Source organism: Desulfohalovibrio reitneri (genome assembly GCF_000711295.1).
GTDB classification, from domain to species: Bacteria; Desulfobacterota; Desulfovibrionia; order Desulfovibrionales; family Desulfovibrionaceae; genus Desulfohalovibrio; species Desulfohalovibrio reitneri.
On record NZ_JOMJ01000004.1, the window covers coordinates 464111 to 486623 of the forward strand.

Annotated in this window: 20 protein-coding genes; 17 read left to right on the forward strand and 3 right to left on the reverse strand. The window is 63.4% G+C overall.

All coding sequences use genetic code 11. From position 1 onward, the window contains the following. Nucleotides 1–12 precede the first annotated feature (12 nt). Nucleotides 13–753 carry a DUF4197 domain-containing protein gene (locus tag N911_RS0114745; protein ID WP_029898471.1) on the forward strand — a complete coding sequence of 247 codons (741 nt, stop codon included), beginning with the start codon at nucleotides 13–15 and terminating at the stop codon, nucleotides 751–753. 146 nt (nucleotides 754–899) lie between these two features. Here the strand turns inward: N911_RS0114745 and N911_RS18355 are convergent, their stop codons facing one another. After that, the gene (locus N911_RS18355) at nucleotides 900–1424 is read right to left on the reverse strand and encodes a hypothetical protein (RefSeq protein ID WP_138774436.1); all 525 of its coding nucleotides are present in this window, start codon (nucleotides 1422–1424) and stop codon (nucleotides 900–902) included. A 78-nt stretch (nucleotides 1425–1502) separates the two neighbouring features. Here N911_RS18355 and N911_RS0114750 point away from each other — a divergent pair, with 78 nt between their 5' ends. The 3 genes from N911_RS0114750 to N911_RS0114760 are packed head-to-tail and all read left to right on the forward strand — an operon-like array spanning nucleotide 1503 to nucleotide 3844. Beyond that, nucleotides 1503–2759, forward strand: coding sequence for an IS5 family transposase (locus tag N911_RS0114750; protein WP_029898473.1), 1257 nt, complete (start codon nucleotides 1503–1505; stop codon nucleotides 2757–2759). 39 nt (nucleotides 2760–2798) lie between these two features. Further along, nucleotides 2799–3071, forward strand: coding sequence for a transposase (locus N911_RS0114755; RefSeq protein ID WP_029895442.1), 273 nt, complete (start codon nucleotides 2799–2801; stop codon nucleotides 3069–3071). After that, entirely contained in the window at nucleotides 3068–3844 is a 777-nt protein-coding gene (locus N911_RS0114760) for an IS3 family transposase (protein WP_051693969.1), read from the forward strand. Before N911_RS0114755 ends, N911_RS0114760 begins: the two co-directional genes overlap by 4 nt. A 219-nt stretch (nucleotides 3845–4063) precedes the next feature. Here the strand turns inward: N911_RS0114760 and lhgO are convergent, their stop codons facing one another. Next, nucleotides 4064–5251 (reverse strand): L-2-hydroxyglutarate oxidase, encoded by a 1188-nt coding sequence (gene lhgO, locus N911_RS0114765; protein ID WP_029898475.1) that lies wholly within the window; start codon nucleotides 5249–5251, stop codon nucleotides 4064–4066. Nucleotides 5252–5384: 133 nt separating this feature from the next. Here lhgO and rfbC point away from each other — a divergent pair, with 133 nt between their 5' ends. From rfbC to qrcD, 10 genes are all read left to right on the forward strand, one after another. Beyond that, nucleotides 5385–5957: a dTDP-4-dehydrorhamnose 3,5-epimerase gene (gene rfbC / locus N911_RS0114770; protein ID WP_029898477.1), complete on the forward strand. Its 573-nt coding sequence runs from the start codon at nucleotides 5385–5387 to the stop codon at nucleotides 5955–5957. 37 nt (nucleotides 5958–5994) lie between these two features. Next, nucleotides 5995–7434: a mannose-1-phosphate guanylyltransferase/mannose-6-phosphate isomerase gene (locus N911_RS0114775; RefSeq protein ID WP_029898479.1), complete on the forward strand. Its 1440-nt coding sequence runs from the start codon at nucleotides 5995–5997 to the stop codon at nucleotides 7432–7434. 205 nt (nucleotides 7435–7639) lie between these two features. Then, a complete protein-coding gene (locus N911_RS0114780; protein ID WP_029898481.1) occupies nucleotides 7640–8914 on the forward strand; it encodes a glycosyltransferase in 1275 nt (424 codons plus the stop codon). 50 nt (nucleotides 8915–8964) lie between these two features. Beyond that, nucleotides 8965–10287, forward strand: a complete 1323-nt coding sequence (locus N911_RS0114785; RefSeq protein ID WP_029898483.1) for an O-antigen ligase family protein — start codon at nucleotides 8965–8967, stop codon at nucleotides 10285–10287. A 45-nt stretch (nucleotides 10288–10332) separates the two neighbouring features. Continuing rightward, entirely contained in the window at nucleotides 10333–11610 is a 1278-nt protein-coding gene (locus tag N911_RS0114790; RefSeq protein WP_029898485.1) for a lipopolysaccharide biosynthesis protein, read from the forward strand. After that, nucleotides 11607–12176 carry a D-glycero-alpha-D-manno-heptose-1,7-bisphosphate 7-phosphatase gene (locus tag N911_RS0114795; protein ID WP_081859272.1) on the forward strand — a complete coding sequence of 190 codons (570 nt, stop codon included), beginning with the start codon at nucleotides 11607–11609 and terminating at the stop codon, nucleotides 12174–12176. The genes N911_RS0114790 and N911_RS0114795 overlap by 4 nt, the downstream gene beginning before the upstream one ends. A 198-nt stretch (nucleotides 12177–12374) precedes the next feature. Continuing rightward, nucleotides 12375–12935 carry a menaquinone reductase multiheme cytochrome c subunit QrcA gene (gene qrcA, locus N911_RS0114800; RefSeq protein ID WP_029898488.1) on the forward strand — a complete coding sequence of 187 codons (561 nt, stop codon included), beginning with the start codon at nucleotides 12375–12377 and terminating at the stop codon, nucleotides 12933–12935. An 11-nt stretch (nucleotides 12936–12946) separates the two neighbouring features. After that, a complete protein-coding gene (gene qrcB, locus N911_RS0114805) occupies nucleotides 12947–15091 on the forward strand; it encodes a menaquinone reductase molybdopterin-binding-like subunit QrcB (protein ID WP_029898490.1) in 2145 nt (714 codons plus the stop codon). 18 nt (nucleotides 15092–15109) lie between these two features. Continuing rightward, nucleotides 15110–15913 carry a menaquinone reductase iron-sulfur cluster-binding subunit QrcC gene (gene qrcC, locus N911_RS0114810; RefSeq protein ID WP_029898492.1) on the forward strand — a complete coding sequence of 268 codons (804 nt, stop codon included), beginning with the start codon at nucleotides 15110–15112 and terminating at the stop codon, nucleotides 15911–15913. Then, nucleotides 15906–17156 (forward strand): menaquinone reductase integral membrane subunit QrcD, encoded by a 1251-nt coding sequence (qrcD, locus tag N911_RS0114815; RefSeq protein WP_029898494.1) that lies wholly within the window; start codon nucleotides 15906–15908, stop codon nucleotides 17154–17156. The genes qrcC and qrcD overlap by 8 nt, the downstream gene beginning before the upstream one ends. Nucleotides 17157–17607: 451 nt before the next feature. Here the strand turns inward: qrcD and N911_RS0114820 are convergent, their stop codons facing one another. After that, nucleotides 17608–18600, reverse strand: coding sequence for an MraY family glycosyltransferase (locus N911_RS0114820; protein ID WP_029898496.1), 993 nt, complete (start codon nucleotides 18598–18600; stop codon nucleotides 17608–17610). 249 nt (nucleotides 18601–18849) lie between these two features. On the opposite strand from N911_RS0114820, the gene N911_RS0114825 reads away from it, so the two are divergent. Genes N911_RS0114825 through N911_RS0114835 form a run of 3 tightly spaced genes read left to right on the forward strand, consistent with a single transcriptional unit; the run spans nucleotide 18850 to nucleotide 22509 of the window. Further along, nucleotides 18850–21369 (forward strand): ABC transporter ATP-binding protein/permease, encoded by a 2520-nt coding sequence (locus N911_RS0114825; protein WP_029898498.1) that lies wholly within the window; start codon nucleotides 18850–18852, stop codon nucleotides 21367–21369. Then, nucleotides 21344–21883: a Crp/Fnr family transcriptional regulator gene (locus N911_RS0114830; RefSeq protein ID WP_029898500.1), complete on the forward strand. Its 540-nt coding sequence runs from the start codon at nucleotides 21344–21346 to the stop codon at nucleotides 21881–21883. Before N911_RS0114825 ends, N911_RS0114830 begins: the two co-directional genes overlap by 26 nt. Nucleotides 21884–21894: 11 nt before the next feature. Further along, nucleotides 21895–22509 carry a hypothetical protein gene (locus N911_RS0114835; RefSeq protein WP_138774437.1) on the forward strand — a complete coding sequence of 205 codons (615 nt, stop codon included), beginning with the start codon at nucleotides 21895–21897 and terminating at the stop codon, nucleotides 22507–22509. Nucleotides 22510–22513: the final 4 nt, after the last annotated feature.

Genomic DNA, 22513 nt, shown 5'->3' on the forward strand with positions numbered 1-22513 from the left:
AGGAGCGCAGCCATGATTCGACGTTACCTCTCGTCCGCACTCGTCCTTGTGGTTCTGTTGCTGGCCGCCAGCGCCTGGGCGGGGTGGATGGACAAGCTCAAGGAGGCTGGCGAGGAAACCGGGCTCATCGAGAGCGCGGGACTGTCCACCGAGGAGACCGTGGAGGGGCTGAAGGAGGCCCTGCGGGTGGGAGTGGACAGGGCCGTGGGCTTTCTGGGGCAGCCCGGCGGCTACCTCAACCACGAGGACGTGCGCATCCCCATGCCGGACAGCCTGCAGAGCGCGGCCGACGTGGCCCGCACCATGGGCAAGGACGAGGTGGTGGACGAGTTCGTGGTGAGCATGAACCAGGCGGCCGAACGGGCCGTGCCCGAGGCGGTGGACGTCTTCACCGACGCCATCAAGCAGATGACCTTCGACGACGCCAAGAAGATTCTCAAAGGACCGGACGACGCGGCCACGCGCTACTTCGAGCGCACCTCCAGCGACGACTTGACCGCCCGCTTCCTGCCCATCGTGGACGAGGCCACGGATGAGGTGGGCGTGACGCGCAAGTACAAGAACTTCACTGAGAGCCTGGGCCCGGCCACCAGCCTCATGGACATGAAGGCCCTGGACCTGGACGGGTACGTCACGGAGAAGGGGCTGGACGGGCTGTTCCTGACCCTGGCCCGCGAGGAGAAGAAAATCCGCGAAAACCCGGCCGCCCGCACCACGGAGATTCTGAAGAAGGTCTTCGGCTCCAAGCAGTGAGCCGGTGTGGTCCGATTGGGGTAGGGGGATTGCGGGGCCGATTAAGCTAATATTCCGAAATTAATAGAACATCGGCAGTAATATGTTCTGAAAAATTGTGCGAAAAATGAGGACATCTGTGGATTAATGGGAAGTATACGTACAAATTAGTCAACGAATGATTTTGAGAGAAGCGTAGAGAGAAGCTTTTCAATCTCTTCATTTATCAATTTGTACTTGTTCAGGTGTCTTTGTTTCAAATTGTTTGAGTTCTTAATTAAGTCCCACGATCTTTTTATTTGGTCACAATTTTTTTCCTTGTTTTTGTTCAGTTCATCTAGTTTAGTCTTTTCTGATTGTATCGTGTCTTCAAGCCTCCCCATTTCAAATTTTAAAAAAGTAATTTGAGCAGTATATGCGTTCAACAGGTTTGCCTTGTCTTGTTGTTCCTTCTGTTCTTTTAGGGCAGTATATTGATCAATTTGGGCTTTGGTCGATTCTTTTAGTTCCTTTCCTTGTATCAAAACAGCTACTAATCCCAAGACAATTGCCAACGATGAGAACAATCCATCAATGATGGCAATTGAGTCGCCGAGTTCGCTTGTGCTCTCAGGAAGGGATAGCTCGCTGATATACTTAGTCGGCCCTGAAAAACATCTATGACACTGAAAAGAATTAACAAAGTGTAGCATTCAATGTATCATTCTCGACCAGGAACTGTAGTGATTCTGCAAGAAACCGGTCGCGCCGTCACCGGTTCGGGAGTGATGATGAAGGCCAAGCCAGCCAAAAGCGATCAGGGCAATTTCCTCTACGAGGACCTCATCGATCAGCTCAATCCCAAGGACCCGCTGCTCAAGCTTGCAGCGAACATCCCCTGGGAAAGGTTCGAGCAGGAGTTTTCTAGCCTCTATAGTGAGTATGGTCGTCCAGCAAAGCCCATCAGACTCATGGTCGGGCTCATGATCCTCAAGCAGCTTGAAAATCTGAGCGACGAGCGTGTCATTGAGGCTTGGGTCCGGAACCCCTACTATCAGGCCTTCTGCGGTGAGACGCATTTCCGGTGGAGGCTTCCTTGTGACCCCACGGACTTGGTTTATTTCCGCAAACGCATCGGCGAGGGTGGGGCGCGTTTGATCTTCGAGGTCTCGGTGGGTCTGCACGGCGACGACGCCATGGAGCGGGAGATCGCCGTGGACACCACGGTCCAGGAGAAGAACATCACCTTCCCCACTGACGTGAAGCTTCTGACCAAGGTCATCAAGCGATGCAGGGCCATCGCCGAGTTCGAAGGAATCAGCTTGCGCCGCAGTTTCCGCCGTGAATTGCCAGGCCTCCTGCGCCAGCGATTCAAGAGTCGCAAGATCATCAAACGCATTCGGACCATGGCTGGCGTCCTGATCCGCGAACTTGAGCGCAAACTGCCCAGGGATTCGTTGGCCAGGCACAGGGAAGCTATGCAGCTCTTCCGCCGGGTCCATGACCAGAAACGTACCGACAAGAACAAGATCTACAGCCTGCACGAACCGGACGTGCTTTGCATCGGCAAGGGCAAAGAGCACAAAAAGTACGAGTTCGGACGCAAGGCCTCCATCGCCTGGACCAAGACCACCGGTGTGATCGTAGGAGCCATGTCCTTCAAGGAGAACGTTTTCGACGGTCACACCCTGCCGGATGTTCTGGAGCAAGTTTCGCAAATCACGGAATCCTGCCCCGAGGCGGCCATCTGTGACCGGGGTTACAGGGGGCGCAAAAAAGTCGGTGACACGAGCATTCTGATTCCGGGCCGGCCGAAGAAAAGCGACACGCCCTACCAGAGACGAAAGGCCAGGCAACGTTTTCGCAGACGCGCTGGCATCGAGCCGGTGATCGGACATCTCAAACACGACTTCCGCATGGCCAAAAACTTCCTGAAAGGGGCCCTCGGTGATGCGATCAACCTGCTGATGGCCGCAGCCGCGTTCAACTTCAAGAAGTGGATGCGGGGACTGATATCCTGCCCCCAGTTTGAAACAGCCTTGATTTAAGTGGAAGTCCGTGGCTTCTCAACAGGCAGGAGGTTTGCCATGAAGCGACGGAAGTGGACCCCGGAGCAGAAGACTCGGGTCGTCCTCGAAGGCCTTCGAGGACGACCCGTGGGCGAAGTGTGCGCCGAGTACGCCATCTCGCAGAACCAGTACTACAAGTGGCGCGATCAATTCCTTGCCCAGGCGCACAAAGCGTTCGAGACCGAGCACGGCGCACAGCGTACGGCCAAGCTTGAGCGCGAGAACATGAAGCTCAAAAGCCTGATCGGTGAGTTGACCATTGAGCTAAAAAAAAGCGGGCCGTTCGGATGAAGCGTGGACCATATGCAAAGGTCGCCGAGCGCAACGCCGACCTCCTGGCCCGCATTCGCGGCATCAAGGCCGACCATCCGTTCTGGGGATACCGTCGGGTCTGGGCGTTTCTGCGCTTCGTGGACGGCGTAGTCGTCGGCAAAAATCGCGTCTACCGGCTCATGAGCGAGCATGACCTCACGGTGAAGCCCAACCTGCGACTCAAGGCCAAACGCAGGCCGACCGGCGTCAAGCCCCGGCCCACGCGACCCAACGAGTGGTGGGGTATCGACATGACCAAAATCAAGATTGACGGCTACGGCTGGCTGTACGTGGTCATTGTGCTTGATTGGCGCACCAAGAAGGTCGTCGGCCATTACGCCGGCGACCAGGCCAAGGCGTGGCATTGGCTCTCGGCGCTCAACGCGGCTGTCGGCAGGCAGTTCCCCGAAGGCGTGCGCGACGGCGGTCTTCATCTCATGGCCGACAACGGCTGCCAGCCGACCTCGGCGAGCTTCATGAAGGCTTGCCGCGTCATGGACATCAAACTCGCCTTCACCAGCTACAACAACCCAAAAGGCAATGCCGACACCGAGCGCTTCATGCGCACCATGAAGGAAGAGCTGGTCTGGATTAATGAATGGCGTAGCCCGACGGCCTTTTGCCAAGCCTTGGGCTCCTGGATCGAAGAATACAACCAAGGCTACCTGCACTCGGCGCTGGGGTATAAAACCCCGGTGACAACCGAGCAGGAACTGATCAACTCGCGGACTCTCTTAAAAAAGGCTTGCTAAACCGGGGGCAGTACACTGAAGCACTTTTTGTCTCTTTTCGCCCCTTGGCTCTGCTTCGGAACCTGGAGTCGGGGCAGACTAAAGTACGCCTGATTCAATCTGAAAGGCCTTTTTCAGGACCGACTAATATAGTCGTTTTCATGATGAATAATAATTTCCTGTGCAAGTTTTGGCAAAGAGGTACATTTTCAGATCATAATTCAGATGTCAATATAGACATCATGCGGCTATGCTTTCCAGCCGGTCGGCGATGTCTCTGGCCGTGGCCATGGAGGAGGTGAAGGCCGGGGAGATGGCGTTGAGCACGTGCAGGGAGGTCTCGGCCTCCTCCATGACGAAGTCCATGACCAGTTCGTTGGTGCGTGTGTCCACCAGTTGCGGGCGGATGCCAAACTTGGCGCTGGGTTCGACGTCCTCCGGCCGCAGGGACGGCACCAGCTTCTGGGCATCCCGCAGGAAGAAGCGGGTGAGGTACTTGCGCGGTTCGGCCAGGGCCACGGCCCGGAAGCGGGGATTGACCGCGAACAGCCTGGCTTCCCTGGCCAGGATGGAGACCGCCTCCGCGCCGGGGCTGCCCCCGGCCTCCCGCGTCAGGCAGGGCAGGGCGGTGGGGCCCAAATAGACGTCCCCGTCCACCGAGCGGGTGAAGTGCACGCCCAGGAAGGGGTTGCGGATGTCCGGCACCGGGTAGATGGAGGAGCGGCAGAACTTTTCCCGCCCGGAGCGCAGCTTGCGGTAGGTGCCCTTGAAGGGCAGCACCCGGTACTCCCGCCCCGCGCCGAAGAGGTGGGCCAGCTTCTCCGCAAAGGCCCCGGCGCAGTTGATGAGAAGGTCGAACCCCACCAGCTCTCCGTCGGCCAAGCGCAGGCCGGTGTCCCCCCGCCTGTCCGCCACCCTGGCCCCGTGGCGGATGCGCCCGCCCATGGCCTGGATGTCTCCGGCCAGGCTGTGCAGGATGGCCTTGGGCGAAACCACGGCCGTTTCGCGGGAGTGCAGGGCCCGGTCCGTTGTCACGGCGTGGGGCTCCAGTTCGGCCAGCTCCGCCTCGTCGATGGCGGCCACGTCCGCGCCGCAGGCCAGGGCGCGGCGGTGCAGTTCGTCCAGCACGTCCAGCTCGGCCTCGCCGGAGGCCACGATGACCTTGCCGGATTCCTCCAGCGGCAGCCCTTTCTCCCGGCAATACCGCTTCATCAGCCGGTTGCCGCGCAGGCAGGTGGACGCCTTGCGGGAGTCCGGGGCGTAGTAGATGCCCGCGTGCAGCACCCCGGAGTTGCGGCCCGAGGCGTGGACGCCGAGGCCGCCCTCTTTTTCCAGGACCAGCACGTCCCGGCCCCTGCCGAGCAGTTCCCGCGCCAGGGTCAGCCCCAGGATTCCCCCGCCGACGATGACGATTTCCGAGTTGCTCATGACAGGTGTTTGCAGTACACCCGGCCGCCTCGTCCGTCGAGTCCCCCGGGCCGCCCGGCGCGGTGTCCGCGTTGACGCCCGTTCGGGCATGGGATAGACCCGGGCGAGTCCTTGAGGAATCGGGTCCGCCAGCATGCAAGTCGAACCGACAGATGTACCCGGCCTGTTGCGGATTACCCCACGGGTATTCCGCGACGAACGGGGCTTTTTCCTGGAAAGCTACAACGCCGAGGCCTTCGCCGAGGCGGGCGTGGACGCTCGCTTCGTGCAGGACAACCACGCCAAGAGCGCCCCGGCCGGAGTGCTGCGCGGTTTCCATTTCCAGGCTCCGCCCAACGACCAGGCCAAACTGGTCTGGGTGGTGCGCGGGGCTGTCTTCGACACGGTGGTGGACCTGCGGGAAGGGTCGCCCACTTTCGGCCAATGGCGCGGCTTCGTCCTCTCGGAAGAAAACTTCCTGCGGCTTTTCATTCCCCGCGGCTTCGCCCACGGCTACCTCACCCTGCGGCCGGACACCGAATTCATGTACAAGGTGGACGCCACCTACGCCCCGAAAAGCGAGGGCGGCCTGCGCTGGAACGACCCCGACCTGGCCGTGGACTGGCCACTGAGCGAGTTGCCGGACGACGGCCCCATCCTCTCGGAAAAGGACGAGGGACTGCCCCTGTGGCGGGAGTTCGAAACGCCCTTCGGGTTCGCGGGCTGAAGGCCCTGAACCCCGGACATTTTTCCATTTGGAATCCATGAACGAACAGCACGACACCTGCTCCCCCGGCTACGCCATCATCCTGGCAGGCGGTTCGGGAACCCGCCTGTGGCCCCTGTCCCGCACCCTCATGCCCAAGCAGCTCATGCCCCTGGGCGGCGACCTCTCGCTTTTGCAGCAGACCGCCGCCAGGACGCTGGAGGCCTTTCCCTCGGAGCGGGTGCTGGTGGTGACCAACGAGGAACACGTCTTCGAGGTGCGCAAGCAGCTGGCCGAAGTGGACTCCGGTCTGCCTGACAACGTGCTGGCGGAGCCGCTTGGCCGCAATACCCTGCCCGCGGTGCTTCTCGCCCTGACCAGGGTTGACGAGCCCGGCGCCCTGGCAGCTGTCTTTCCCTCGGACCATCTGGTGGGGGACAACGGCGGCTGGAAGCATGGTCTGGGGAAAGCCTTCGATCTGGCCGAAAAGGGCTGGTTCGTCACCTTCGGCATCGAACCGAACACCCCGGAGACAGGGTACGGTTACATCCACCACGGCCGGGAGCTGGATGACGGGGCCTTCGAGGTGGAGGGCTTCCGCGAGAAACCGGACCTGGGCACGGCCAAGGAGTACTTGGCCTCGGGCGATTATTTCTGGAACTCCGGCATGTTCGTCTTCTCCAGGGAGACTTTTCTCGAGGCGGTCGCCGAGCACCAGCCGGAGCTGGCGGCGTGGTTCGAGTCCGTGGACCCTGCCAATCCCACCGAGGACTACGCCGCCCTGCCTGACATCAGCCTGGACTACGGCATAGCCGAGAAGATCGGCCGCCAGGCGGTGGTCAAGGCCCCGTTCAACTGGGACGACCTTGGCAACTGGGAGGCCATCTACCGCCTCTCGGACAAGGACGAGCAGGGCAACGCCACCAGCGGCGAGGTGCTGCAAAAGGGTTGCTCCGGCAGCATGCTCTTTTCCCGGGGCGGCATGCTGGCGGCCGTGGGCGTGGAGAACCTGATTGTCGTCCAGACGCGCGACGCCACCCTGGTCTGCTCCATGGACCAGGTGCAGCGCGTGCGCGAGGTGGTGGACGAACTCAAGGCGCGGGGCTCCCAGCTGGTGGAGGCGCACGTCACCGTGCACCGCCCCTGGGGCAGCTACACCGTGCTGGAGGAGCATCCCGGCTACAAGGTCAAGCGGCTGACCGTGCTGCCCGGCGCCAGGCTGTCCGAACAGATGCACCACCACCGCAGCGAGCACTGGGTGGTCATCCGGGGCACGGCCAAGGCCGAGGTGGACGGCGTGGAGCACCCGCTGGTGGAGAACCAGTCCATCGACATCCCCAAGGGCGGACGCCACCGGCTGTCCAATCCCGGGAAAATGGAGGTGGAGATCATCGAGGTGCAGTCCGGCCCGTACCTGGAAGAGGACGACATCGTCCGCTTCGACGACATCTACGGCCGCACCGGCAAGGACGATGGGGAGGGGGAAGGCGGGGCCTGAGACAGCGGCCCGGCTTTCCGACGGTGCGGATGTTTTTTTGGTTTCCGGCCGGAAAGAACTGCCTTTCCCTCCTTGCCAGGGGGGACAATGGGGAATAGAGCCGGGCGGGTAGGCGCGGGGACGCGAAACGGTCGCTGCCAGACCGGACGTTTCGCGCGACAGGGCCGCGCTTGACCTGCCAGGTCGCACCAGGGCGAATCCGACGATGAAGATTCTATTTCTCTCATTCTACTTTCCGCCGTTCACCGCGCCGGGCTCGGTCCGGGCGGGGAAGATGGCGGAGTATTTTCATCGTCGCGGCCACGACGTGCGGGTGGTTACGGTGAATTCCATTCCGCTGCGCCCATCCCTGTCCACGGACCTGCCCGAGGAGCGCTGCCTGCGTACGCCGTGGCTGGATGTCAACGCGCCCTACCATCTTTTTCGCCGGGATAGCGGCGCATCCGCCTCCGGCCCCGCGTTTGAGGGACGCGGTCTCCTGGGCCGCGTGGCCTCGGCCGGACTGGCCGCGTACAAGAAGCTGGTGCATTTTCCCGATGCCCAGGCAGGCTGGCTGCCGTGGCTTTTGAGCCGGGGCGGAGCGCTCATTGACTCCTTCCAGCCGGACTTGCTCTACGCCAGCTCTTCGCCGCCCACGTCGCTGCTGGCGGCCGCACGCCTGACCAGGGGCAGGAACCTGCCCTGGGTGGCGGAATACCGAGACCTGTGGACCGCCAGCCATTACCATGACCGCCCCTGGCCCCTGAGCGTCCTGGAGCGGCGCATGGAGGACCGCGCCGTGTCCACCGCCTCCGGGCTGGTCAGCGTGTCCGACGACCTCACCCGCTTTCTGGCGAATCGCTACGGCAAGCCGGCGGTGACGGTTATGAACGGTTTCAGCCGGGAGGACTACCCGGACCCCGCGCCCGAGGCCAGAGCCGGACCGGACACCCTGCGCATCGTCTACACCGGCATCATCTACCGCAACAAGCGCGACCCCTCGCCGCTGTTTGAGGCCATTAACCTGCTGGACGAAGACGAACGGAGCAGGGTGCGGGTGGATTTTTACGGCCACCGCCTGCCAGGGCTGCGGGAACTGGTCGAAAACCACGGACTGAACGGCCAGGTCTCCATCAACCAGCAGGTCTCCCACAGGGAGTCCCTGCGCATCCAGCGCGAGGCGGACGCGCTGCTGCTTTTGCTGTGGAATACCCCGGAGGAACGGGGCGTTTACACCTCCAAGCTGTTCGAGTACCTCGGCGCTCGCCGGCCCATTCTGCAAGTGGGACTGGAGCGGGGCGCGGCCGCGGACCTCATACGCGAGCGCGACGTGGGGGCGGTGAGTTCCGACCCCACGGCCATCGCGGACCTGCTGCGCGAGTGGCTGCACCGCAAGCGGGAGGGCGGCCTGCCGGACCTGCCTGAAGAGAAGGTGGCCGATTTTTCGCGGGAGAGCCAGTTCCACGTGCTGGAAGATTTTCTCGAGGGATTGCAGGGCTGATGCCCCAGGGCTTTTTGTCCAATACCTGTACTGGAAGCGAGGCCCGGGGGGTGTCCGGGGCCGTTCATCGCGATGCAGCGGCTGGGGACTGGCGGTCCCTGGCGCTGCTGCTTGCGCTGGCCCTGGGACTGCAGGTCCTCGTGACCCTGCCTGTGGGCCTCTCGGGTCTGCGTGTGGCGGCTTCCGACCTGGCGCTGCCGTTCGTGGCGGCAGCCTGCGCCACGTGGGCCTGGGCGTGGGGAAGGCCTTTGCCCCGCCTGGAAAGTCCGGCGATCTGGCGTTGGTTCATCGGCGCGGGGTGCGTGCTGACTCTTGGTCTGGTTATCTCCTGGTGGCGGCTGGATGAGTTGATCCCATGGGCGCTGTGGAACCGCTGGATCGGTTTCGGCGTGCTCGTGGTCTATTTTCTCGCCGGGGCCTGGATGGGCAACCTGTTCCAGCGGTCAACCCTGCGGAACGGCCTCCGCGTGCTTCTTCTCTTCGCGGCAGTTAGCGTGATTTGGTCCTCGGTGCCGTACGTGGCCTACATCTTGGAAATGAAGAATGGTCTTTTTAGAATGCAGGGTTGGCTGGTCAACCCAAACGCCTTCGGCTGCGCCCTGGCCTTCTTCGCCCTGCTGCATCTTGCTTTCCGGGGAAAGGAACGGCTGTTCCCCCGTTGGCTTGATTTCTCGGTTTCCGCCGTCCTGCTGACCGGCGTTGTCCTAAGCGGATCCAGGAGCGCCTGGCTTGGGCTGGCGGCCGGGGCGGTCTTCCTTCTCTGCGCGCGGTTTTCCGGCCGGATGCTGCTGCGGCTGGCCGTCTCGGGGCTGCTTGGCGGAATCCTGGTGCTGGGGCTGCACGTGGTTCCCAACATGGCGGGAAAACAGCAGCAGGATGATGACGCCGGCGGAAAGATGGGCATTTCCCGAAGCGACGGCAGGGCGGTCTACATCACCCGGGGCGGTATCGTTTTCGACGGCGGGGTGCGGCACAGGCTACGTCTCATGAGCAAGGCGATGAACTATTGGCGGAAAGCTCCGCTACTGGGCAATGGGCTGGGGTATTTTCTGGCCAGGGAGCGTCAAGGTCGGGACGACACCCCGAACACCCTGCACAACACAGCGCTTTGGCTGATCACTGAACTCGGGCTTGTGGGGCTGACGGTCTTTCTCGGTCTGTTCGTCCAGGTGGTGCGTGTGCTCCTGGCCAAGGGAAGGGAACCACCCAGCTTCGATTCCCATCTGGCGCTTGGCGCGGCCGCCGCCGTGGTGTGCATGGCCGCGGCCAGCGCAGGCACCGACCTGCTTTACCAGCGCCATTTGTGGTGGCTGGCCGGGCTGGCCCTGGCCGTTCCGGCCGCGAGGCTTTCCACCAGGCCGGAAATCGGCTAGTCGGCTGCCGAGGGGCGGATCGCAGGCCCCGCAGCGAGTCCGTACATGTTTCGCATAATGCGCTTCGCCCAGCAGCAGATCGCCGCCCTGCCTTTCGGCACCATGCCGGTGCTGCTCTGCACCATGGGGGCGCAAGCCCTGCTGCTGCTGGGCACGCCGCTTCTTACCCGTCTCTACACCCCGGCTGAATACGGCGGCTTCGCCATCTTCCTCTCCCTGACCGGCGTTCTGGGCGTGGCCTCCTGCCTGCGCCTGGAGCAGGCGGTCATGCTGCCCCGCTCTCCGCGAAGGCTTCGCGGCCTCACGGCCGCCTCGTCGGTCCTTTGCCTGGCCGTCGCTTGCCTGGTGCTGGCCGGGGTGGCGTTGCTGACTGTTGCTGCCGAGTGGCGAACCTGGTTTTGGCTACTGCCGGCCGGGGTGCTGCTGCGTGGGCTGACGCAACTGCTGCAAGTCATGGCCAATCGCCGCAGGCTGGTTCGCCTGATGGGCATTTCCCGCATGGGCATGGCTGTCGCAACCCTGGGGTCCCAGGCTGTGTTGGCCTTGACGGGGCTGGGCGCGATGGGCTTGGCGGGAGGGTATGTTGCAGGGCAGGCCCTCGGCGTCGGGGTGCTCTGCCTGGGGGTGGGCGGGGAACTCATCCGCGCCCTGGCGGCCTCGAACCGGCTCGGCATGCTGGCGGCGGTGCGGCGCTACCGCCGCTTCGCGCTCCTGGAGGCACCTGGCGCGCTTCTGAACGCCGCGGCCGTGGAGATCCCAGTCATCCTGGCGGCGGCCTTCTTCGGCGATTCCCAGGCCGGTCAATACGCCCTGGCCGCGCGCGCATCCACTTTCCCCGCGGGCCTGCTTTCCATGAGCGCCGGGCAGATGTTCTACCGCGAGGCGGTGGCGGACGTCAGGCGCATGGGGCGCATCGGCCAGCCTCTCTTCCGCATGGTGCGGTTCAGTCTTGTGGTCGGCGTTCCCGGCTATCTGCTGCTCGCCTTGCTGGCTCCGTGGCTGTTCGGCCCGGTCTTTGGGGCGGAATGGACCGAAGCGGGGCGGGTCACGGCAGTGCTGGCCCCGGCCTGTCTGCTGATGTTCGTGGCCGGTCCAGTATCCACCAGTTTCGCCGCTTTTGAGCGGCAGGACCTGCTGCTGCGCTACCATGGGGCGGCAGTACTGGTCGCCCTTGTTGGTTTCGGGGCGGGACAGTACATGGGCGGACTGCTTTGGGCCACGGCCCTGTTTTCCGCGTTCCAGGCCATGCGCTACGCGGCCATGCTGGTTTCCATCCGCAGTCTTAACCGAACCGGAGCGAACGAAGAAAGGAAAGTGGGATGAGCGGAGAGAAATCACAAGGGCAGGGGTGCCTGAAGCTTTTTTTCACCGACCCCGGGGGCGCGGCGCGTCCGGCCGCCTTTCTGGATCGCGACGGCGTGCTCAATGAGGACACCGGCTACGTGCACCGCCCCGAGGACTTCCAGTGGAAACCGGGGGCGCGGGAGGCGGTCCGCCTGCTCAACCAGCGCGGCTACTGGGTGCTGCTGGTGACCAACCAGTCCGGCATCGCCAGGGGGTATTACGGGCCTGAAGAATTGATCGAGTTAAGCCGCTGGATGCAGGATGAGCTGGCCGCGGCCGGGGCCCGCCTGGACGCTGTCTACGCCTGCCCGCACCACCCTGAAAAGGGCAGGGGAGACTATGGCCGGGTGTGTTCCTGCCGCAAACCGGGTCCAGGGCTTCTGCGGGAAGCGATGACCGATTATCCTATCGATCCCACGGGAAGCTTCCTGGTGGGGGACTCCGAGCGCGACCTTGAGGCGGCGCGAAACGCCGGAGTGGCGGGCTTCTTGTATGAAGGGGGGGACGTGGAGAGTCTTGTGCTGGCCTGCCTGTCAAGCGTATGACGGCCTTGCGCGCGGGACCGGTCAGGGGGCTGTTTTCGGCCAATATACCATACCGTTTTTTTTGGAAATACACCCTCGCCGCACAGCCTGTGAAAAATTTCCTAAGACCTTGACACCCTTTTCGCCTTGAGGATAAGAGGGTCCTGGTTTTACGCGGATGGACCTCCTGGATTTCACGTTCGACAACGAGGCGAGGGTATGGACCGTTCAAGACGATCTGAGCAGGGGGGAATCGCCTTCCTCCTCCTGGGGCTGTTGCTGGGCCTGGGATTCGGCTGGTTCGTCTTCCCGCAACTGCTGTTTAGCGAGGAGACGCAGCCGGTCCAATTCAGTCACCGTGTCCACATGGAAGATGTGGGCATGGCGTGCGACGAGTGCCACTATTACCGGGAGGACGGCTCCTTCAACGGGTACCCCTCCAACGAAGAGTGCGCCATGTGCCACTTCGCGCCCACTGGTGGCGACAGAGAGGCCGATAAGGCCATCGACCACTTCGTCACCGAGTACTACGAAAAAGGCGTCGAGGTGCCCTGGGTCACCTACCAGGAACAGCCAGACAATGTGTACTTCTCGCACATCGCCCATGACGGCTGGGACTGCGCCGAGTGCCACCCGGACATAGGCAACGCGGACGATTCCCCGAAGGCCTACCGCAATCGGCTGACCGGCTACACCAAGACCACCATGAAGATGTGGGAGTGCGAACGCTGCCACGCCCGTAGCGGCGTCAGCAACGCCTGCTACGTCTGCCACAAATAGGGGGCTGCACCATGAGCGTTACTCGCAGAGCCATCCTCTTCGCGCTGGGCGCTGGGGCGGGCGTGACCTTCAGCCCCCTTGCCTGGAAGCTGACCGACGACATCTCCATCTGGACCCAGAACTGGCCCTGGATCCCCCGCCTGCAATACGGCCCCATCGGAGAGAAACCCGCCCTGTCCAAGCTGATCCAGTCCGGCGCGCCCATCAAGGTGGCCACTGCCGGGGAGCGGCCCATTACGGTCAAGGGCAACCCCGACAATCCGCTTTCCAAGGGAAGCATTCCCTCGCTGCCCGCCTCCGAGGTGCAGATGCTCTACAAGCCCGCCCGCGTGCAGGGGCCGTTGAAAAAGAGCGGCGAGGGCTTCGAGTCCATCTCCTGGGACGAGGCGGAGAAGCTCCTGGCCGACAGGATGCGCAAGGCCGGGGCTTCCACGGCCATGATCTCCGGCGACGAAACCGGCACGGCCAACGAGGTCTTTTCCTCGGTGGTGCGCGGGTTGGGCTCGGACGACTACTACGTCATGCCCAGCGAGCATCACTTGGCGGCCGTGGCTTGGCACAGGCACATGGGAGGGCGGGGACACCCCGGCTTCGACATCGACAACGCCGACCACGTCCTCTTCCTGGGGCCCGACGCCCTGGAGTGCTGGGGCACCCCGACCCGCACCGCCAGCGCCTTTGAATCGAGCCATCCCACCGCGCACAAGCCCACCGCCGCGTGGGCCTACTGCGGTCCGGTCAAGAACCGCACCGCTTCGGTCTGCGATGCCTACCACCCCGCGCCTCCGGGAGCCGAGGCCGCCGTGGCCATGGGCATCGCCTATCATCTCATGGAGATGGGCCGCAGTGTGGACGCCCCCGACTTCGGCGCCTTCCGCTCCCTGGTCATGAGCAAGTTCACACCCAGCCAGGTGGAACGCTCCACCGGGGTCTCCGCCGACACCCTCAAGAAGGCCGCGCAGTCCCTGGCCCGCGCCCGCAGGCCCCTGGTGGTCATGGGCAGCGTCACCGGCCAAGGCGGCGAACCCGCGGCCTTCGTGGCCGGCATGGCCGTGAACCTGCTGCTCGGCAACCTGGGCAAGCCCGGCGGCCTGCGGCCTGTGCCGGAACAGCCCGCGGTGGTGCCCGGCGGCATGACCCGCTCCGAGTTGATGGCCACAGACGTGGTGGCTTGGCTGAAACGGGTGGGCAAGGGCGAGAAGCCCGCGCCGGAGTTGCTGCTGGTCTACGAGGCCAACCCCCGTTACGCCCTGCCCGAGGCCGAGGCCATGGGCGAGGCGCTGGACAAGGCGGGCTTCACCGTCAGCTTCTCCTCCTTCATGGACGAGACCGCGGCCAAGGCGGACCTCATTCTGCCCAACCCCATGTCCCTGGAGCGTCAGGACGACCTGATGACCCCTTACGGTTCGGCCTTCGCCTCCTACACCCTTGGCCGTCCCGTGACCGCTCCGGTGAAGGATGCCAAGCCGACCACCGACCTCTTCCTCTCCCTGGCCGGCAAGTTGGGGCAGAATCCCGGGTTCAAGGACTTCGCCGCCGTTCTCGCGGGCAGGGCCGAATCCCTGGGCGCCATGGGCGGCTACATCTCCGGCGGGAAAGACCCGGCCGAGGCCATCATGGCCGGTTCCCAGCCCTCCGGCGGCGATCTGGCCAAGGGGCTGGAAGCGGGAAGGGCCTGGCTGCACACGGCCCCGGTCGCCCAAACCGGCCTCTCCCTGGCGACTGACGTTCTGGCCGAGGGCGCGGCCTACACCAAACCCTCTGGCGGTTCGCTGGCCCTGGCTCCGCAGAAGCACCTCAACGTGGGCACCGGTTCCATGGCCATCCCCGGATTCAACCTGCCCACCCTCCGCGATGAAGAGTTGCAGAACGGCAAAATGGCCGTCTTCATGTGTTCGGAAACGGCCAAGCTGGCCGGCGTCACCAAGGGCGACCCCGTCACCCTGTCCAACGACGCCGGCTCCGTCAGCGGCTACGCGCTCATAGACGAAACGGTCATGCCCGGCGTGGTCTCCGCCCCCTTGGGCTTCGGCCACACCCACTGGGACGAGTTCTCCGCTGGCCGCGGCGACAACGTGAACAAGGTGCTCACGGTGTCGGAGGCCAACGGTCTGACCTCCTGGAACCGGGTGTCGGTCAAGGTTGCGAAAAGCTAAGCAAGGACAGGGCAGAACATGGCTACCAAACGAGACTTCTCCATCCTCTGGGGGATGGCCATCGACCTGGACAAATGCACCGGCTGCGGCGCCTGCGTGGTGGCCTGCCAAGTCGAGAACAACAACGCCCCCGACAAGAACAATCCCGACAAACTGCACACCACGCAGTGGCTGAGCGTTTACCGCCTGGAAAACGGCAAGAAGTTCCCCGACGCGGACGTTGCCTATCTTCCCAGGCCCTGCATGCAGTGCGGCAACCCCTCCTGTGTGCCGGTCTGTCCGGTCGTGGCCACGGAGAAGGGCGAGGAGGGAGGCATCGTCTCCCAGATCTACCCTCGCTGCATCGGCTGCCGGTACTGCGCGGCCGCTTGCCCCTACCACGTGCGGGTATTCAACTGGTTCGACCCAGTCTGGCCCGAGGGCATGGAAAAGACCCTCACGCCCTTCACCTCCACCCGGCCCCGCGGCGTGATCGAGAAGTGCCACTTCTGCCACCACCGCTGGAACATGGCCAGGGAGCAGGCGCGGGCCAACAACGAGGACCCCTACGAGTTGCCCGAGGATGCTTACCAGCCCGCCTGCGTGGAGCTCTGCCCCACCGGCGCCCTGGTCTTCGGCGACCTGAAGAACCCCGACCACAAGGTCCACAAGCTGGCCAAGAGCCCGCATGCCAAGCGGCTCCTGGAAAAGCTGGGCGGCGATCCCCAGGTCTACTACCTGAGCCGCCGCCAGTGGGTGCTGCAGCAGCTGGACAACCACCTGCCCGGTGAGGAAGCCCACGGGCACGGAAACACCAACGCCCATGGAGGAAGCCATGGCTAAGGCGCAGCCCATCGACCATCCACTGTTCCCCGAGGGGGCCGAGCGCTGCTCCCTCTTCCAGTTCGTGCTCTGGCTCGGCTTCTGGGGCGCGCTGTTCCTGGCCGGCGTCTATGCCGCCTACGTGGTGTTCGCCAACGGCCTGGGCGTGACCGGCCTGAACAACTACTTCGCCTTCGGGCTGTACATCACCTTCGATCTGGCGATCATCGCCTTGGGCGCGGGGGCCTTCTTCTCCGGCCTGTTGAAGTACATCCTCAAGGTGGACGAGCTGAAGAACATCATCAACCTGGCCGTCATAGGCGGTTTCTTCTGCTACTCGGGCGCCATGCTCATTCTGACCATGGAACTCGGCCAGCCGCTGCGCTCCTGGTTCGGCTTCTGGCACCCCAACGTCCACTCCATGCTTACGGAAGTCATCTTCTGCATCAGTTGCTACCTCCTGGTCCTGACCATCGAGGTACTGCCCATGGTCATGGAGCAGAAGCAGCTGAACAGGATTCCCTTCCTGCATCACTTCGCCCACAACATGCACGTGTTCATGCCGCTCTTCGCGGGCATCGGCGCGTTCCTGTCCACCTTCCACCAGGGCTCCCTGGGCGGCATGTACGGCGTCATGTTCGCCCGCCCCTTCGCCTTCCGCGAGGGTTTCTTCATCTGGCCGTGGACCTTCTTCCTCTTCGTCATGTCAGCCGCCGCCTCCGGGCCCTGCTTCACCCTGCTCATGTGCAAGATCATCGAGAAGCTTTCCGGGCGGAAAATGACCACCTGGAAGACCAAGCAGGTCTTCGGCAAGATCGCCGGAGCCATGCTCTCGCTGTATCTCTTCTTCAAGATTATGGACACCTTCGCCTGGGGCACCTGGACCCTGCCCTCCCTTGGGCAGACCTTCTCGGAGATGTTCTCCGGCCCGGCCATCTACGGCCTGTGGCAGTTCATCTTCGAGATCGGCGTCTTTGGCATCATCCCGGCGGTCATCCTGCTGTCCAAGCCGCTCAGGAACAACGAGCCGCTCTTCTGGACGGCCTGCATATTCAACTGCCTGGGCATCTCCTTGAATCGCTACGTCATGACCGTGCATTCCCTGGCCGCGCCGGTCATGCCCTTCGATACCTGGGAAATCTACGTGCCCGCCTGGACCGAGATACTGCCCTCCATCATGGTCATCGCCTACGGCGTCATCGTGGTCTCCCTGGCCTACCGCTATCTGCCCCTGTTCCCGCAGGAGAAGGAACTCAACTCCTAGGAACCACGGGCAAACCCTGTCCCTCCAGCCCGGCGGCCTCTGGCCGCCGGGCTTTTTTTGTTCCGGGGGGATGTGTGTCTTTGCTGAATAAGACCTGCCGCAAACCGGGCGTGTGGAACTGTTCGAGCCGAACTTTTAATCAGAAGGAGTGGTGGAGGACTTGCCTTGGCGCAGCTTAGGCCGAATCCCTCTCCTGCGAGTTGTCGCCGTGCGGAGTCCACACCCGGGAGCGGCGTGAAGAATACAGCCTGAGAGTCTCTACGCGCAAAGTTCCCCGGCTTTTCCTCAAGCCGGGTTGATCTGGCTGCGCCATCGGGGTGACCGCTCCACGGGACGAAGTCCGGGGGAAGTACATCCCACAGACGGTACAAGGCGAATGTTTGGATGCGTGAGCGAAAAAGAAGTTTCGTGATGAGGGAAGGGGAGAGTGACTTGCCCGGGGCCCGCCGGTTCAGCCCCTGGTGAAGGGCACCTTGCGGCGGGCGCAGCGGATTTCCGCGGACAGCAGACCGGCAAGGCAGACGGCCGCTGCGGCGAGGGCACCGGGCGCATTCCAGGCGGAAGCAAGGCTGCCGCAGAGGGCGGTCAGCAGGATGTAGAGGGAGCTGACCCGTCGGTGGGGCAGGCCGGAGCGCATCAGGCGCTGGTAGATGTGGCTGTGGTGGGCTCGGAAGATGTTTTCCAGGCGCAGGGTGCGCCGAATAAGGGTGTATACCGCGTCGCCATACAAGGGGAGCAGGGGGATGAGGTGGTGGGCCTGGAGGCTGCCATTGTCCAGTCCCAGAAGCAGGGCGCAGGCCAGCAGCAGTCCCAGTGGAGTGGAGCCCGCGTCGCCCATGAAAATCTTGGCAGGTGGCCAGTTCCAAAAGAGGAATCCGGCCAGGGCCGCCGCCAGGAACCACCACGCGGGCTGGCCGCACCACACGGCCAGGAAAGCGAAGCAGACGGCGCAGACCCCGCCCACAAAGCCGTCCATGCCGTCCATGAAATTGGTGAAGTTGATGAGGGCGGTGACGGCCACCACCAGTCCGGCCGCACCCGCCAGCAGCCAGGCCAGCGGCCAAGCGGCCCATTGCTGCGGCAGCCCCGCCCACCACAGCAGCCCGGCGCTGCACAGCACCTGCACCGCGTAGCGGGGGAGAGCCCCTAGTCCCTTGCGGTCGTCCAGATAGCCCGTTCCGGCCAGGGGGAGGCACAGCACGAGCAGCAGCCCGGGCGAGGCGCGGCCCAGATCGGGGAGCAGATACACCGAGGGCCAGGCGACGAGGAAGAAGGCGGCCAGGAATCCCAGCCCGCCCCCCGTGGGAGTGGCCCGGGTGTGGGAACTGCGGGCGTTGGGCTCGTCCAGCAGTCCCAGACCGTCAGCGTTGCGAAGCACCTTGCCGGTGAGGACGAGGGAGAGAAGAAACGCTGCCAGGGCGATCCCGGCGGTGGCCCAGCCCATGTCAGCCTCCGTGGCGGGGCGCGGCCTGGGGCCGCGGGGTGGTGTGAGAAGGAGCGGGCATGCGGCCCGCGTATCCCGGCTGGCCGAATGGATAGCCAAAGCGCGTGGGGCAGTCAAACGAAAGGGCAGTTTGGGAAAGGGTTTGGACTTCCCCCGGCGGAGAAGGTACAACCAAGAGGCCGAAAAGACCGGGTGATATGAGCGCCCGTTCCACAAACCGCCCCGGCCGGGCGTGACGCGAGCGACCGCATGGCCTCAGATTCAGAAACGCCAGTCACCAAGCGCTCACTCTACTCCTGGGTCAAGCAGAGCGACATGCGCCTGCAGATCCTTTTGCTGGTTGTCATCATCATCACCGTGGGAGCGCGGGTGCTTCCGCTTGAGCTGCAGAAGCTCATTATCAACCAGGCCATCTCCCAGCGCAAGATCGACCTGCTCTTCATGTACTGCGGCTACTACCTGGCGGCCGTGGTGCTCGCCGGCGGGCTGAAATACGTCATCAACATCATCCAAACCATGCTCGGCCAGCGGGCCCTGGCGCAGATTCGCCGCTCCCTGTACGCCCACGTGCTCACCCTTCCCCTGTCCTACTTCCGCAAGACGCAGGCGGGCATGGTTGTTTCCTCCCTGGTCACGGAAATCGCCCCGGCCGGCGAGTTCGTGGGCATGGCCCTGGCCGTGCCGGTGACAAACCTCCTGACGCTTTTCGCCTTCGCCGGATACCTGTTCTACCTCAACTGGGTCATGGCCTGCGTCACCCTGGCCATCTATCCCATCATCGTCATCATCGTGCCCAAGCTGCAGCGGCGCACCAACCGGGCCAACAAGAAGCGGGTGGACGCCACCCGCGAGATGTCCTCCAAAGTGGCCGAAGCGGTTACGGGCGTGCACGAAATCCACGCCAACGGCGCCTACTCCATCGAGAACGCCAAGTTCGGCGAACTGGTGGACAAGCTGATGCGCATCCGCATCGTCTGGAATCTCTACAAGCTCGGGGTCAAGGCGCTGAACAACTTCATCGTCAACCTCGCGCCCTTCGTGCTCTTCCTGGTGGGCGGCTACCTCATCATCCAGGGCCAGTTCAACCTGGGCGCGCTGGTGGCCTTCCTCTCGGCCCAGGAGAAGCTCTTCGAGCCCTGGAAGGAACTCATGGAGTTCTACCAAGTCTACCAGGACTCCACCGTGCGCTACTCCCGCACCATGGAGTACTTCGACTTCGCCCCGGAGCACCGGCTGGTGGTCGAGGGGCGCGACCCACTGCGGTTGGAACCCCGGGTCGAAATCGAGAACATGGGCTTCACCGTGGAGGGGAACATCCAGCTTCTGCGCAACATAAACCTGGAGCTGGGACCCGGGGAGCATCTTGCGCTGGTGGGCTTCTCCGGCAGCGGCAAGTCCACCCTGGCCCTGTGCCTTGGGCAACTCTACAAGTACACCACAGGCCACGTGAAGCTGGGCGGCGAGGAGGTGGCCGACCTGTCCAAACAGGACATTGTGGAAAACATCGGCTTCGTCTCCCAGGCGCCGTTCATTTTCACCGGCACAATTCGCGAGAATCTGCTCTACGCCTGCCGGGCCGCACTGCACGGGGCGGAGCCGGTGGAGGGCGGGAACATGCCCACCCTGGACGACCAGATCGCCGTGCTGCAGCAGTCGGGCATCTTCGTGGATGTGTTGCGCTTCGGCCTCAACGCGGTGCTGGACGACGACGGGCAGCACGACCTGCGCCAGCGCATCGTCCGGGTGCGGGCCAGCTTCCAGAAGGAGTTCGGGGACGATCTGGCCGAATACGTGGAGTTCTTCAACCCGGATTCCTACCTGCGCCACTCCAGCGTGGCCGCCAACCTCACCTTCGGCAGCCCCAACCTGGAGGAGTGGAGGACGGAGAACCTGCCGTCCAATCACAGGTTCCGCGAGTTTCTCGACGAAATGCAACTGACCAGGCCGCTTTTGACCCTGGGCGCGGAGATCACGCGCTCCACCGTGGACATCCTGGGCAACATGCCCAGGGACGCAGTTTTCTTCGAGCAAAGCCCCATCCCGGCGGACGAGTTCGAGGAGTACGTCGACCTGGCCCGCCGACTGGAGCAGCACAAGGTGGGCGAGCTGCGCCGGGAAGAACGGGAGAAGCTGCTGCGGCTGGCCCTCAATTTCATTCCCGGCCGTCACAAGATGGTCGGCTTGCCGCAGGTGCTCGAGGAGATGCTCCTGGAGGCCAGGAGCAGATTCCGCCGGCGCATCGAGAAGGACAACCCGGAGGCTTTCTCCTTCTACAGGGCCGACGAGTACATCTTCTCCCAGACAATCCTGGACAATATTCTCTTCGGCAAGGCCAAGAGCGAATCCCCGCAGGCGCAGGAGAAGATTTCCCAGTCCATCATCCAGCTCCTCATCGAGGAGGACCTGCTGGAGTCCATTGTGGGCATCGGACTGGAGTTCGACGTGGGAAGCAAGGGGGACAAGCTCTCCGGCGGCCAGCGCCAGAAGCTGGCCATCGCCCGTTGCTTCCTCAAGGACCCCAGGCTGCTTCTCATGGACGAGGCCACCAGCGCCTTGGACAACAAGTCCCAGACCAGGGTGCAAAACGTTCTGGAAAGCCACTTCCGGGGCCGCTCCACGCTCATTGCGGTGGTGCACCGCCTTGACATCATCAAGAACTACGACAAGGTGGCTGTAATGAAGGCGGGCAAGATCATAGAGATCGGGGGCTACCAGGAACTCATGGACAAGAAGGGGGCATTGCATGAGCTCGTCCACGGAAAACAATGAGGCCGAGGCCTGCCGGAGCCCGAACTGCGAGTTCCAGCAGAATCTCGACAACCTCCGCCACATTTCCATTTTCTCCAGCCTGCCGCTGGAGTCGCTGAAGGTGCTGGCCTATTTAGCGGTGCGGGAAACGTACCACGCAGGAGACCTGCTCTTCCACCAGGGCGAGTCGGACGGCCAGGCCTTCTCGATCCTCTCCGGGCGGGCCACGCTGCTGCGCGAGCATAACGGCGTGGAAACGGAGCTGAATTCCTACGAGGCCGGCGACTTCCTGGGAGGGCTGTGCCTGCTCGGCGAAATGCGCCGCCTCTTTTCGCTGCGCGCGGATATCGAGGTGGAGGCACTGGTGTTGACGCGCGAAAAGTTCGTCAAGACCGTGGAGCAGTTCCCTGACGTCCTGCCGCGCATCATGGAGGCCGTGGTGGACGAGGTGCGCAAGTGGGAAAAACGGTTTTTCTTCGAGCACGCCGAAAGTTGCGACGCCTGCGTGCGCAAGGTCGGCGTGAGCCTGGTATGAAGGAGGAGGCCATGCGAAAGCCCCTTATTCTTTTCTTCCTGCTGCTGGCATTCTCGCCGGTGTGCGCCCTTGCCGCGGACAACGGGCCGCGGACCATCGCCGGCATCACCCTCGGCGAGGACATTTCCACAGCCAAGGACAAGGTCAACATGGCCTCGGCTTCCAGCACTTGGTCCCACCCCTACCTCACCCGGGTGGAGGTGCCGGACTTGCCGGGCTTCAAGTGGGGCTACATCACGTACGGCAACTGCGCCAAGCCCGGGCGTATCGTGCGTATCAAGCTCAAGTACGAGAACGAGTCCCTGGATTTCTTCAAGCGGTTGCTGGCTGCCTACAAGAAACGGTTCGGCGGCAGCCCGCAATGGCGCGGCAACGCATTCGGCACCTTGCGAACCTGGAAGTGGGGCTTCGATGACGGCGATATGGGTGACATCAGCCTGATCCTGCAGCACTACTCCGGGGACGACGATACGTATTCCGACGGCAACACCGTGCGCCTGGCCGCGCGAGACCGCATGGTCGAGGAGCGGGAGTGCTGGCTGAAGAAGCAGAAGGAAGCGGGCGGCCGCGGGGACCATGAGGCCGGGGAATGGACCGGCGACATCGAGGACCTCCTGCCCCGGTAGCCGG